Below are 12,729 nucleotides of genomic sequence, written 5' to 3'. Positions count from 1 at the left end.
AGCGGCCGCCGTCTGAGGGCAGAAAATGGAGGAAAACGCCCTCACTTCGGGTCGGAATCCGGCTCTCGAATGTGCGAATTAGCACGTGCCCAACGCGGCTCGCGTTTTCAGGAGCGGCCTGCGGTTGCTATGGTGCCCGATCCATTCCAGATTTTTCCGGTCACCGGCGGACGCCGTTATTCTGAAGTTCAGATTGACATGAATTCCACAGCTTTCAAACCGATCCATCCGCCGGTTCGTACCCTGATGGGGCCGGGGCCGAGTGACATTCATCCCAGCGTGCTGGCGGCAATGGCAGCGCCCACTGTCGGGCATCTCGATCCCTACTTTCTGCAGATCATGGACGAAGTCCAGACAATGCTGCGGCAGGTGTTTCAAACCGACAACCAGATGACCATGGCGATCAGCGGCACCGGTAGTGCCGGGATGGAAGCCTGCGTCGTCAACCTGATTGAACCGGGCGACAAAATGATCGCCTGCCAGAACGGAGTGTTCGGTGGGCGAATGGCGGACGTGGCGGGCCGTGCAGGAGCGGACGTTACCAAGCTGGAACGTCCATTCGGCGAAGTGTTCAGCACAGAAGACATCGCAAAGGCCGTTGATCAACACAAACCAAAAGTGGTCGGCATCGTTCACGCGGAAACTTCCACCGGAGCGTTGCAGCCGCTGGAAGAAATCAGCAAGGTTGTCCACGACGCGGGTGCTCTGTTGCTGGTCGACTGTGTGACATCGCTGGCTGGTCTGCCGGTGGAAATCGACAAGCTTAATATCGATGCGGCCTACAGTGGTTCTCAGAAGTGCCTCAGTTGTCCGCCCGGCCTGGCACCAGTCACATTCAGCCCCAAAGCACTGGGAGTGATGGACGCTCGGAAGACAAAAGTGGCAAGCTGGTATCTGGACATCAGCATGCTGCGAAACTATTGGGGCGGCGATCGAGCGTACCACCACACAGCTCCGATCAACATGAACTACGGCCTTCACCAGGCGTTGCGGCTTGTGCTGGAAGAAGGTCTGGACGCACGGTTTGCCCGCCATCGCCTGCATCACGAAGCGTTGAAGGCCGGCCTGGAAGCGATGGGTATCGGCTACTCGGTCGCCAATGCCGAACACAGTTTACCAATGCTGAATTCGGTGTTAATTCCGGACGGAGTCGACGATGCGGGCGTTCGCAAACAGCTTCTTAACGAATTCGGTATAGAAATCGGCGGCGGACTTGGCCCAATGAAAGGCAAGACCTGGCGAATCGGACTGATGGGCGATGCCGCTCAGAAGCCCAACGTGCTGTTGTTCCTCGCGGCACTTGAGCAATGCCTTGCAACGCAGGGCAAAGCAGCCGGCGCGGGAGCAGGAGTTGCCGCCGCGAATGACCGGTATCTAAAGGCGTAGGCGAGTCGCTCGTTTCCAATTTCGAATCTGAATATTTCATATCTCGATTTCAAAGTTCACATCTCGAATTTGAAATCCTACATCTCAAATCACTAAGGAACTCTCCTATGAGTATGGCCATTACAGACGTTCACGCCCGCGAAATTCTTGACAGCCGCGGCAACCCTACCGTCGAAGTTGACATCACCGTTGAAGACGAAGTGGTCGGCCGAGCGGCCGTGCCCAGCGGAGCCAGCACGGGAGCTCACGAAGCCTGCGAACTTCGGGACACCGACAACAAGTCTCGTTACCTCGGCAAAGGTGTGTTGCAGGCGGTACAGAATGTGAACGAAGAAATCGCCGGCGCGATCATCGGTCAGGACGTGGCCGACCAGGCGACGATCGACGGCATCATGCTGGAACTTGATGGAACGGAAAACAAGTCTCGCCTGGGGGCAAACGCAATTCTGGCGTGCTCACTTGCCGCGGCTCACGCAGCCGCCAAGGTCAGCTACCTTCCACTATTCCGCTACCTCGGTGGTGTGGGAGCCAACTGCCTGCCCGCTCCGATGATGAACATCATCAATGGTGGCGAACATGCCAACAACGGGATCGATATTCAGGAATTCATGGTGATGCCACTGGGTTTCGACTCCTTCAGCGATTCGCTGCGAGCCGGTACGGAAACCTTTCATGCCCTGAAGAAAGTGCTGGCGGACAAGGGCCTTTCAACGGCCGTCGGCGATGAAGGTGGCTTCGCACCCGACCTGAAGACAAATCAGGAAGCGATCGAAGTCATCCTGACGGCGATCGAAAATGCGGGCTACAAGCCGGGCGAGCAGATCAAGATCGCTCTGGACTGTGCCGCTTCTGAATTCCACAAAGACGGCACCTACACCCTGGAAGGCAAGGCGCTCGATTCTGACGGAATGGTTGAGTTGCTGGCTTCGTGGGTCGACAAGTACCCAATTTGCAGCATCGAAGACGGTTTGGACGAAGACGACTGGGATGGCTGGAAGAAGCTGACCGATACGATTGGTAGCAAGTGTCAGCTTGTCGGCGACGACCTGTTTGTAACCAACGCAAAGCGTCTGAGTCAGGGAATCGAAAAGGGCGTCGCAAATAGTATCCTCGTTAAAGTAAACCAGATCGGAACACTGACTGAAACTATTCAGGCCGTTCAGATGGCTTACCAAAACGGTTACACGGCTGTGATGAGTCACCGATCCGGTGAAACAGAAGACAACACGATTGCGGACCTCGCGGTCGCTCTTCGCACCGGCCAGATCAAGACAGGTTCGGCCAGTCGAACGGACCGCATTTGTAAGTACAACCAACTGCTGCGAATCGAAGAAATCCTCGGCGACACCGCCACCTTCGGCGGCACCATCTAGGCGGGACGGCCCGCCAGCCGATAGGCGTGGTGGGCGTTTGACGCTTTGAAAGCTAAAGCGCCGGCGGTACTCCCGTTCGTCGCAGCGATCAAGAATTGAGTTCGAAGCCCGGCTTTTTGAAAAGGCCGGGCTTCTTTTTCGCGATGAGCAGACTGAATGGCGAACTGACGTCATCAGCCTGACCAGGCGAACGTCGTGCAGCGTCAAATACCGTCAAAAAAAAACGCGTCGAACTTTATGCTGGATCCACCGTCCGAAACTGAAACACTCGCCACTGACGCCGATCAAACGATCGCGCAGCCGGCTGACGGTGCAGCTTCCTGGGCGGTGTCGCTGTGTTTCTGGTTTGCGTTGTTAGTGTCAGCCAGCGTGTATGCCGTGGTCGCTTTGGCACCTAAATTTGCCGTGTGGAATCGGGTGCGGCATGAATACCGTCTCAACGCCGAACGGATGATCGCTTTGGAAGACGACGTCGACTATCTGGAACGAGTCGAAGTAGCTTTGAAAACGGATCCGGAATTCGTACAGCGCCTCGCGGGCTTGTCGAAGCCGAAAGTCAGCGACAACGAAGAATTCATTCCCGTCAGCGGCAACCTGCTGTTTGGCTACACGGCGGACGAAGCGGTTGATCGACCAAACACTCCGAATCAGCCGCCATACCACGGATTCATCATGAGTCTCGCTACACGATCTGGATTGCGCACCGGCCTGCTCTCGTTTTCGGCCTGTCTAATCGTCTTCGCATTCACGTTCTTCAACGACGCTGGTAGCAACCTCGTGCATTCCGCAGGTCGCCTGATGAAGGCTACCGCTTTGCTACCTGTGCGACGGTACATGCAGCAGCCGACTGAGCCAACAGCTGACGCAGCCGATTCCACCGTCGACGAAACATAACCACACGTCTGCGTGCCCCGGGACCCAACGCCGGCGCTTCCGCTCTCACTCCGCTCTCACTCCGCTCACCAAGCTCGCCACGCCAACCGCCCGCCGGTGCGTACCGGCCCGGCCTGGCTATTCTTCGGGGAACCAGGCGATAAGGAACTCGTCTCTGGGGCTGGAACGCCGCTTACTGCGTGAGCTGGACTGACGTGCTGGTTCGTTGAGGTTGGTGTCCCGTCGGCGTGACTGCAGGCCCGCTTTTTCCATGAGGCTCATTTCGAGCGGGTTTTCTTCTTCGGGCAGTTTGGCATCGGCATCCACGCTGTAGTTGATGTGATAGGCGTGAGTGGCAAACATAATTTCGTCACCCGGCAAAACGCACTTGGGTTCGATATCCAGTTCAATGCCGTTCACCTGAGTGCCGTTGCTGCTGCCCAGGTCTTTGGCGAACCAGTAGCCACTGCGAAATTCCAGCTCACAGTGCTGGTTAGATACGTTGTTAAACCGCAGAGTAATGTCGCAATTAGAACGACGGCCGACCACCATTCGTTCTTCCGTCAGCCCAATGACATCGCCGCCGCCGCAAGGGTTTAGCTCTCCGAGCATTATTCCGATTTCTATTTGCTATCGTTTTGGGAAAGACAGACTTTGTCATCTGCACATCGACAATAATGGTCGTGGCCCGTCCGATTGACCGTGCCGATTGTGTGAAGATAAGGCTGTCCCAGGGGACCGTCAAATGAATAGTCCGTCTGCATTCCGAGTGCGATGTACCCGGATTCTGCTCCGGTGTACGCGCGGCGCATGAAAAAAGCCCGGCTTTTTGGAAAAGCCGAGCTGGTGGGTTCTGGGCGCCTGGGGCTTAGAAGTGGCGACCACGATGGAAGTGGTAGTGCCCCGGATTCACGTGGTAGTGATTCCGATGGCGGATGACAGTTGTCGGATGGTAGTCGTAGTGACCTCGGCCGCGCCCATAGCCGCCACCACCATGGTAGTAGCTTGAGCCTCGATAGCCACTGCTATAGCCGATGCCGATACTAAACGACGACCGCCGCGGTGCTGAATAGCCGTATCCACCACCGAACCCGCCGCCATAACCACCACCGTAGCCGCATTGAGCTGCGGCTTCGTTGCTGCCTACACCGAGCGCGCCGAACGCGAGCAGTGCACAGGCCGCCACTAGTAACTTCTTCTTCATTTTCGTTCTCCTCGGTTCCTGTCTTGGAAACCTTAAAACAAGGTCCCTGCCATCCACCAATGCGAAGTACGTGCCGATTTTGCCGGTTGCGCGCAAATCGTTCCCCCTGTGACATTTATGGCAACCATGGCGGTTGAATTACCGTATCTTTGTGAAATCGAAACCGCGACAACCGTCGTCGTTTTGAGTACATGCGCCGCTGGAGAAAGCGATATTCCACAGCACTCGGCTGGCCAGGATTTTGGAACGACAAGCCTTAGCTGGACAGCGCCACCTTTGGTCGTTGGGCCGTGTTTTGGGTAACCCGATGCGTAAGCGAGGGATTCGTCGCAACTCGATCCCTCGCTTACACTTCGGGTTACCATTCGCACCAACATGGCACTGTCCAGTTAGACGTCCGTGGTTTGGCACTGGGCGTTTTTCCTCAAGTGACCGGCAGAACCTGCCGAAAGTATTCAGAGGTGGGTGTTGGACTTTGAATTCCGATTCCTCACAGACGTCTGAACTCGAATTTTTTCGAACCCCTCAGCGTCGCACCTTCCGGAACGGATTCTGAGCGAGCACCTGAATGGGTGACGCTGTAGTTGGTCTCTTCGCAACAGGATCGCCGCCGGAAAGTTCAGATGTGATCATGCCGAAACAATCTGCCTCAACGTCGCCCGCTAAAAGGCGGCACTCTCGCGAACCGCAATTGCCTGGCATCCGCCAGCACTGTCAGAACGTTCGCCGAACTCGCGACGGCCGCGTGATTCGCATGCACCCCGCAGAGCAACTCCGCGAGTTTGCGTCGACAACGGCCACTTCAGAGGCGGTTCCGTCGGCTGCCGAGCAGTCCGGGCGGTTTTGCGTGACTGCCGATACGCTGGAAGATCAACTACTGGAAGATGCGCGGGCGTGTCTTGCGGCAATCCGTGTCACGGGCGATTCCGACAGACATGCTGCGGCGAAGTCGCAACGGCGCAGGTCCAGTGCACGTTCAAACACCAATACGCAACGACAGCGTGCCAACGATCGGTCCGGGTTAGCGCATTCCTCGCAAGTGACTTCTATGCTCCGCCCCGCTACACAGTCAGCGGCGAAAGTGTCAACATCGCGTGCGTCGGCGAAAGTTCGGGTGCAGCTTCGACTTTCGAAAGCGATGGTCACGATTTTGAAAGGCTTTCAACAAACCGGCCGAACTCCCAGCGCGATTGTAGAACGCGCACTTTGGCGCGACTCGTCCATTCGCGACGCTGCCGCGATCCTGCGTGTTGAACGCTGATTCTTTTCAACGCGCCACTTGAGCCTCTGGTGGCTGGCCGGTGCGATGACCGGGCGGCCGCTGGCCAGACCCTGTAACGCCAACGTCTCCCAGATCTGTCCGCGCAGCTTCGGCCAGCCCAGTTAGCCTCTCGACGATGTCCGGATGTTGCGATGCAACATTGCGCTCGCTGCCAATGTCGTCTTCCAGATTAAACAGTAGCGGATGCGTGGGCTCGCCTCGCTTGAAGTGCGGATGCCGCACGAAGTCGTCGACCGGCAGAAACAATTTCCAGGGGCCGCTGCGGACCGCCTGAAGCTGGTCCAGATAATAATAATAGAATGCCGCGTAAGGGCTTTCCGCATTCGCGTCACCGACAAGCAGAGTGCGGATGTCATGCCCGTCCACCTTGTGGTCGATCGGCTCGCCGGCAAGACTCGCAAACGTGGGTAGAAAATCCATCGTCGTCGCCAGCTTGGTACACGTCGTGTCTGGACTCACATGTTTCGGCCACCACGCCAGGGTGGGCGAGCGGAATGCGCCTTCGGATGTTGTGTAACCGCGTCCAAACAGTGGGCGGTTTGAACCTCGCCGTGGATTGGACATGTCCTTCGCCAACGGGGCTCCGTTATCGGAAAGCCAGATAACCAGTGTGTTTTCGTCGATGTCCAGTTCGACAAGTTTGTCCAGAATCTGCCCCGTCGACCAGTCGATCTCTTCAATCGAATCGCCCCACGGTCCGTTTTTGCTCTTGCCTTTGAATTCCGGACTGGCAAACGGTGCGCTTGTGCTGCCCGGCATGCATTGAGGAAAGTAGATGAAAAACGGCTCGTCGTTGTGCTTCTCGATAAACGTCAGCACTTCTTCGGTGCAGCGTTTTGTTAAATAGTCGCGATCGACGGGTGCTTCAATGACTTTTTCGCCTTCCATTAACGGCAATTCGGGCCAGTCATTGCCCGACAGGCGTTCGCCGATTCTCTGGCCGACCTCGCGAGTCATGTCGTCACTGTAGGGGATGCCGAAGAAACGGTCGAAGCCCTGGCGAGTTGGCAGGAATTCCGGCTGATCACCGAGGTGCCATTTGCCGAAGATGCCTGTCTTGTAGCCGCGTTGTTTCAGAACTTCGGCAATCGTGATTTCGTCAGGATTGAGTCCGTAAGGCGAAACCGGTCGCAACACGTGCCCGTCGCGTGGGTTTTGATGCATGCCGACTCGCTGAGAATAACAGCCCGTCATAATGGACGCTCGCGACGGCGTGCACACGCCAGCGGTAACGCAAAAGTGGGTAAACCGGCGACCTTCCTTTGCCATGCGATTCAGGTGTGGCGTCCGATGCACGGTCGAACCGAACGGTTCGATGTCGCCGTAGCCGAGGTTGTCGCAAAAGATCAGGATGAAGTTGGGTGGGCGTGAGTCCGCCTGGTCAGCTATTCCGGTTGCTGTTGCGGTTATAAAAATGCAGGCAGCGAAGACGATTTTGTGCAGCATGGTCGTTGTTCCGTGAGGCGTTGGGAAGCCATCGTTGTAGCTTCAGCGGCACCCCGGAACAAGCGATCGATTCGCCAGCAACACGACCTTCGCCGCTACGCGTGGTCGACGGATCTCGCCACAAATGCCAATTCTGCAACCGTTTTTCGTAGTCGCGAATTGGCCTGGTACAGACTCGCAAGAATTTGCTGCAAATTGGGGTTGGGGTCTTCCGGCAGTAGATCCGGCAAGGTATCGATGCAGCCGGAAATTACTGTCGAGACACTCACAAGTTGCTGATGCCAGCCTTTGGCCATCGTAGCCGTGCTGCCGCTTTCTAGGAGAAACTCCGGAGCCTGAGTTTCGGCGGGCTGCGACGCGGCATCCAGCCCCGTGATGTCCATTCCGGAAACAATATGGCCGACAAATTCACCCTGCGAGCTGTACCGTGGCTCGGCTCGCAGCACAAACGTCCGAAGGGCCTGATCGAAGCGGCGCAATCGAAATGCTCCGGAAACCGGAATCTGAGCAGACCGCGCAGACGTGATGAGTTCCTGCCACCGTGTGAAGTCGTTCGCGTCAAACAATTTTTCCCAGCTGGCCAATGAGCCATCGGCGATAAAGCGTCGCATCGTCTGGTTAATAACCTCTGGGTGCCCTGCGGGAGTAAGGAATGTTTGGATGGCGGGACTTCCGTCAGCTCGAAGCTGTTCAACAAAGTCCGGATCGGGTCCGGCGCGATTATGATCTGACATAAGTTGAATCCCGTAGATGGCCCAATTCGGGAAAGAATGATCGTATGGAATCACAAGTCAGCATATGGACTTCGTCAGATTTAGTGATGTCCGGGGAGGGATTTCTTCATGCCAATCCGAATTAGTCGGGAACTTACCAGTTGGTACTTGACAAGCATGACCTAGGGGATACTTGGCTGGCCATGCCGTATGGGGTGCTGGCCTGTCGGGCGATATTGGTGGCGAAAACTGCATCAGGCATTCATGGGGACTAGCTGGAGTTCGGCATCGACGGTTTACTGCAACAGGCAGATGACGGCGTTCTGGCCGCCGAAACCCGAACTGCAAACCAGCACATTGCTTTTCGGTGCCAGCCATTCCTGTTGCATTGCGTACACGGTCAAGGCGGCGTTGATTGCCCCGCTGGCTCCGAACGCATGGCCAAGTTGCCGTTGGTGGTTCCAAGTCTGCAGTCCTGCAGACTTGCCCAGCACGTGTCTGATGTCTGTTTCGGCGTCAGCTTCGTGAAGATCTGGACGCCACGCATCTGCCACGATCTGGCCGACACGGGACGGTTCGCAATTCGCGTCCGTCAAAGCGGCCTGCAGTGACTGAGCCAGGCCGGGCACTTCACCGTTCGGATCTGTCGTCGTTGTTACGCTACCAAAGGACTGGCCGTAGCCCACGACTTCCGCGATCACGTTGGCACCTCGACGTGCGGCAGAGTCGAAGTCTTCCAGTATTAGCAGCCCCGCACCTTCGGCGGGAACGCATCGCTGGTGGCGTAAAGTCTCGTGACGCGAAGGTGAATCCATGGCCTCAAGACCCGCGAAGACCAAATCGCAAAGCGGCGCTTCGGCGGCGCCGCAAAGCATCATGTCGGCTTGCCCGGATCGAATCATTCGATAGGCCGTACCGATCGCCTGGATGCCTGACGCGCAAGTCGCGCTTAGTCCGAAGCTGATTCCCTTCAGACCCCAATGCACGGCCACGTTGCCACTGGCCGCGTTAATCATGAGCGATGGGATAAGAAACGCGGAAACTCGTTCCGGCCCGCGCGCACGTTGCCGCTCGTGTTGAGTTTCGATTGTGGACACACCACCAAAGCAGCTGCCGATGATTACACCGCAGCGTTGCGGCGGGTGATGCTGCAGCACGGGGTCTGCATCATGGAACGCCGTTTCCGCCGCCATCATGGCCAGTTGGACGAAGCGGTCCATACGTCGCAGGCTGCGACGATCCAGCGAAAGAAGACGGGCGGGGGCGAAATCAGGGATGCGCCCCGCCGGTCGATTGATTGCGGGCGTGTCGCCGATTGACTTTGAGTCGTGCGGCGATCGCGCCGAGCTAAGTCCGGAATCACCGTTGCGCAGGCGATCCCAGACATCAGGGACGTGGCTCCCGAGTGCCGTTGTGACGGACGTCCCGGTGACCACGACTTTTCGGTCGGACATCAGACAGTGGTCTGTCGCGATGCTAAGACTTATTGTCGATATACGAGATCACGTCTCCGACGGTCTTGATCTTATCGTAGTCTTCGTCTGGAATTTTGATGTCAAATTCATCTTCCAGAGCCATGACCAATTCGACAATATCCAGTGAATCGGCTTTCAGGTCGTCCACGAAAGAACTGGATTGGGCAATATCTTCGCGTGGTGTGTCGAGCTGATCGCTGACAATATCGATGACTTTTTCTTCAACGGACACAGATGATTCCTCCTGGTAACATCCAATGCACGGTTCGTATCCGTGGCGATTGGCGATGGCTTAAATTCCTGTAGCTCGCTGACTGCGAGTGCAGGTCAGGGCTTCTTGTGACGGTCAACGGTGACGTCTGGCTAAGAACCGACTTCCGAAAAACCGTGTGGCCCACGAAGGTCAGGGTAGGTGCTCTTAGGTTTTTCAGGCTTTTTGCCGTCTCATGCGGGTGGGTTACCCGTCGTCGAGCGAAGATATATCGGGTTTCAGATTTTGTGTAAACCCGATCGATCCATGTGTTTACGGGTTTCTTCAATCAGACTCCCTACTTTCCGCCAAACTCGCCTTTTTCCTTTGAATTGAGATCATGAAGACTGTGCTTGTCATTCCCGACGGTGTTGCGGACGAACCACAACCGCAACTCAACAATCGCACGCCGCTGCAGGCCGCCAACGTCCCGCACATGGATGCTGTGGCCGAGTGTGGTCAGGTGGGGCGAACGGACAACGTTCCGGCCAGCATGCCGTCCGGTAGCGACGTGGGTACAATGAGTCTGTTTGGCTACGACACGCTGAAGTTTCATACCGGGCGAGCTCCAATCGAAGCAGCCGCGCAGGGGATCGAGCTGGCCGACGGAGACTGGGCGGTCCGCTGCAATCTGGTCACGGTGCTGGACGACGTGATGGTCAGCTTCACGGCAGAACAGTTTCCCAACGATGCCGGGCGGGAACTGATTTCGCTGTTGCAGAAGGATCAGTGCGGCGACAGTCATTGGAAGTATCATGCCGGCGTGAGCTACCGAAATTTGCTGCTGTATCGAGCTCGCGGAACGGCGGCTCCCTTCACTGCAGAGACCTCAAGCACGCCGCCCCACGATATTACAGACCAGCCGATCGCAGATTACCTGCCTCAGGGGCCCGGCGCAGATCAGTTGCTCGCACTCATGAATCGCAGCCGCGAACTGTTTGCTGACGCTGCACCCAACGTCGCCCGCCGTGCGGCGGACCAGCTTCCGGCCACCCAAACGTGGCTGTGGGGACTGGGGCGACGTCCCGCGCTGGAACCGTTTGTTGATCGCTATGGCAAGCGAGGTGCGGTGATCACAGCTGTCGACTTGCTGCGTGGCATGGGCCGGTTGATTGGCTGGGACGTCGTGGAAGTAGATGGTGCGACTGGGTATCTCGACACCGACTACGCCGCCAAGGGGCGAGCGGCCATCGAAACTCTCAAGCGCGACGACGTGGATTTTCTGGTCGTTCACGTCGAAGCGACCGACGAAGCGTCGCACGAAGGAGACACTGCCGCCAAGCTTGCCGCTGTGGAAAATATCGACCGGCACATCGTCGGTCCCGTCCACGACTGGTTGAAGTCGCAGGGAGACTACCGTTTGCTGGTGTGCCCCGATCACCCGACGTTTTTAAGAACTCGTACCCACAGTCACGGCTACTGCCCATTTGCAATGTGCGGGACGGGTATCGAGGTCAACTCACCTTCGACCTACGATGAGGTCGCGGCGAGTAATTCTGATCTGGTCTTCGATGAAGGCCACCGGCTGATGGGTTATTTTCTGAACTACTAACCCGCCAACTTTGATTGCACTGCGCATTCAAGAAGCCCGGCCTTTAAAAAGGCCGGGCTTCTTTGTTGAAATCAGAGCGGCGATCGCGTCAGCCGCGATGTTCTCAGACGAGTGTCGTTATTTTCCGGTTAGTCGAGACCACAACGATCGCTTCACTTCGACTGGTGCCGCAGCAGGTTGCTCTGGTTGTTGGACAGGCGTGCCGTAAGACACGCTGCGGAACGGGCCTTGGGCTGCACCCTGCCCTTGATTCACTGGCATATGGTTTCCGGGGATGAAATTGCTCTGCGGCTGCACCCATCCACCATTCGCCGGTACCTGCTGCCCGGTGATCCCGGCTTGAGGGCCTCCGTACAATTGCGGCTGCTGCTGGACAGCTGGTTGAGAAACCTGTTGTGGCTGCCGAATCGGATGACCGCCGTAGTTCGTGGGGCCTCGGTAGCCCTTGTACGACGTTTGCTGAGTGTAGCCGTTCGGCATTTGATAGATGCGCGTCTGGTCTTCTGCAGATGGCATCGGCAGCACGTCTTCATCCATTGGCATCGGTGTTGTGTTGGATGGATATGGGTTCGTCGGCGAAGGCGTCATCTGCCTTTGGCCGTTTTCTGGACCTGGTGCCGGCGTGTTTCCGTTCATCGGAATCGGAGCCCCTGCCCCGCCCTGCGGCGGTGCCGTTGGGCCACCATGCGTCGGCGCACCACCGTAGTAAGGAACAGCTCCGGCTGGCGGGCTGTACGGTGCGGGCTGCATGCCCCCGGCTGATGGAATCTGCAAGGAGGACATGGGGGCCATCTGCTGACCACCGTTCTGGTGGATAACATTTCCCTGCATCGGAACGCCCTGCAGGTACTGTCCCTGCAGTGGTGCTGCGGGAACGATCTGTCCCTGCACGGGTGGTTGTTCTTCCCAGGCGCCTGCATACTGAACGCCATCGTCCCGTTCACAGGTTGGGCAGTAGTCACCCCAGCCTGTGCATGGTTCCAGGCACGGGAAACGACGCCAGCAGGTCTGGTGATAGCCCCACGCGGGTTCACACGCCGGCGAATAGTAGGCTCGCGGAAGATCTCCGCAGCAAAGCCCTGCTACCGCGGCGTTGGCGGTGAGCAGCGAGATGGTACCTGTGAATGCCAGCTTGCGAATTGTTCGAATCGTTTCTCGTAATGTCACCATGATCA

The 12,729-nt window shown here is 57.2% G+C and carries 12 protein-coding genes; 5 read left to right on the top strand and 7 right to left on the bottom strand.

The window, feature by feature from the left end:
- The first annotated feature begins 198 nt into the window (after positions 1-198).
- From Fuma_RS23855 to Fuma_RS23845, 3 genes are all read left to right on the top strand, one after another.
- On the top strand, positions 199-1,386 hold the full coding sequence (locus Fuma_RS23855; protein WP_077028516.1) for a pyridoxal-phosphate-dependent aminotransferase family protein: 1,188 nt from the start codon (positions 199-201) through the stop codon (positions 1,384-1,386).
- 107 nt (positions 1,387-1,493) lie between these two features.
- Entirely contained in the window at positions 1,494-2,759 is a 1,266-nt protein-coding gene (gene eno / locus Fuma_RS23850) for a phosphopyruvate hydratase (protein ID WP_077026330.1), read from the top strand.
- 195 nt (positions 2,760-2,954) lie between these two features.
- The gene (locus Fuma_RS23845) at positions 2,955-3,653 is read left to right on the top strand and encodes a hypothetical protein (RefSeq protein ID WP_145944345.1); all 699 of its coding nucleotides are present in this window, start codon (positions 2,955-2,957) and stop codon (positions 3,651-3,653) included.
- A 117-nt stretch (positions 3,654-3,770) separates the two neighbouring features.
- Here Fuma_RS23845 and Fuma_RS23840 read toward each other — a convergent pair whose 3' ends face one another.
- Together Fuma_RS23840 and Fuma_RS23835 are read right to left on the bottom strand one after the other, a co-directional pair.
- The gene (locus tag Fuma_RS23840; RefSeq protein WP_077026328.1) at positions 3,771-4,244 is read right to left on the bottom strand and encodes an FHA domain-containing protein; all 474 of its coding nucleotides are present in this window, start codon (positions 4,242-4,244) and stop codon (positions 3,771-3,773) included.
- A gap of 256 nt (positions 4,245-4,500) precedes the next feature.
- Positions 4,501-4,836 (bottom strand): hypothetical protein, encoded by a 336-nt coding sequence (locus Fuma_RS23835; protein ID WP_145944344.1) that lies wholly within the window; start codon positions 4,834-4,836, stop codon positions 4,501-4,503.
- A 568-nt stretch (positions 4,837-5,404) separates the two neighbouring features.
- Between Fuma_RS23835 and Fuma_RS23825 the strand changes: the two genes are divergently transcribed.
- Positions 5,405-6,097, top strand: a complete 693-nt coding sequence (locus Fuma_RS23825; protein ID WP_077026325.1) for a hypothetical protein — start codon at positions 5,405-5,407, stop codon at positions 6,095-6,097.
- Positions 6,098-6,103: 6 nt separating this feature from the next.
- Here the strand turns inward: Fuma_RS23825 and Fuma_RS23820 are convergent, their stop codons facing one another.
- From Fuma_RS23820 to acpP, 4 genes are all read right to left on the bottom strand, one after another.
- Positions 6,104-7,564, bottom strand: a complete 1,461-nt coding sequence (locus Fuma_RS23820) for a sulfatase family protein (RefSeq protein WP_077026324.1) — start codon at positions 7,562-7,564, stop codon at positions 6,104-6,106.
- Positions 7,565-7,659: 95 nt separating this feature from the next.
- The gene (locus Fuma_RS23815; RefSeq protein ID WP_077026323.1) at positions 7,660-8,298 is read right to left on the bottom strand and encodes a hypothetical protein; all 639 of its coding nucleotides are present in this window, start codon (positions 8,296-8,298) and stop codon (positions 7,660-7,662) included.
- Positions 8,299-8,573: 275 nt separating this feature from the next.
- Entirely contained in the window at positions 8,574-9,731 is a 1,158-nt protein-coding gene (locus Fuma_RS23810; RefSeq protein WP_077026322.1) for a beta-ketoacyl-[acyl-carrier-protein] synthase family protein, read from the bottom strand.
- A 22-nt stretch (positions 9,732-9,753) separates the two neighbouring features.
- Positions 9,754-9,984 (bottom strand): acyl carrier protein, encoded by a 231-nt coding sequence (gene acpP / locus Fuma_RS23805; RefSeq protein ID WP_077026321.1) that lies wholly within the window; start codon positions 9,982-9,984, stop codon positions 9,754-9,756.
- Between the two features lie 358 nt (positions 9,985-10,342).
- On the opposite strand from acpP, the gene Fuma_RS23800 reads away from it, so the two are divergent.
- Positions 10,343-11,554 carry a cofactor-independent phosphoglycerate mutase gene (locus Fuma_RS23800; protein WP_077026320.1) on the top strand — a complete coding sequence of 404 codons (1,212 nt, stop codon included), beginning with the start codon at positions 10,343-10,345 and terminating at the stop codon, positions 11,552-11,554.
- A gap of 117 nt (positions 11,555-11,671) precedes the next feature.
- Here the strand turns inward: Fuma_RS23800 and Fuma_RS23795 are convergent, their stop codons facing one another.
- Positions 11,672-12,724, bottom strand: coding sequence for an RAD23 family protein (locus Fuma_RS23795; RefSeq protein WP_145944342.1), 1,053 nt, complete (start codon positions 12,722-12,724; stop codon positions 11,672-11,674).
- Between the last annotated feature and the right edge of the window lie 5 nt (positions 12,725-12,729).

The sequence above is a fragment of the Fuerstiella marisgermanici genome, assembly GCF_001983935.1.
Taxonomy (GTDB): Bacteria; Planctomycetota; Planctomycetia; order Planctomycetales; family Planctomycetaceae; genus Fuerstiella; species Fuerstiella marisgermanici.
This window is presented reverse-complemented; position numbering and strand designations above follow the sequence as displayed.

What these genes read in the sequence shown, in the direction of transcription:
- Fuma_RS23825 (WP_077026325.1), top strand. Translation starts at nt 5,405, where the DNA reads ATGGGTGACGCTGTAGTTGGTCTCTTCGCAACAGGATCGCCGCCGGAA.
- eno (WP_077026330.1), top strand. Translation starts at nt 1,494, where the DNA reads ATGAGTATGGCCATTACAGACGTTCACGCCCGCGAAATTCTTGACAGC.
- Fuma_RS23840 (WP_077026328.1), bottom strand. Translation starts at nt 4,244, where the DNA reads ATGCTCGGAGAGCTAAACCCTTGCGGCGGCGGCGATGTCATTGGGCTG.
- Fuma_RS23810 (WP_077026322.1), bottom strand. Translation starts at nt 9,731, where the DNA reads ATGTCCGACCGAAAAGTCGTGGTCACCGGGACGTCCGTCACAACGGCA.
- Fuma_RS23855 (WP_077028516.1), top strand. Translation starts at nt 199, where the DNA reads ATGAATTCCACAGCTTTCAAACCGATCCATCCGCCGGTTCGTACCCTG.
- Fuma_RS23800 (WP_077026320.1), top strand. Translation starts at nt 10,343, where the DNA reads ATGAAGACTGTGCTTGTCATTCCCGACGGTGTTGCGGACGAACCACAA.
- Fuma_RS23820 (WP_077026324.1), bottom strand. Translation starts at nt 7,564, where the DNA reads ATGCTGCACAAAATCGTCTTCGCTGCCTGCATTTTTATAACCGCAACA.
- Fuma_RS23795 (WP_145944342.1), bottom strand. Translation starts at nt 12,724, where the DNA reads ATGGTGACATTACGAGAAACGATTCGAACAATTCGCAAGCTGGCATTC.
- Fuma_RS23815 (WP_077026323.1), bottom strand. Translation starts at nt 8,298, where the DNA reads ATGTCAGATCATAATCGCGCCGGACCCGATCCGGACTTTGTTGAACAG.
- Fuma_RS23835 (WP_145944344.1), bottom strand. Translation starts at nt 4,836, where the DNA reads ATGAAGAAGAAGTTACTAGTGGCGGCCTGTGCACTGCTCGCGTTCGGC.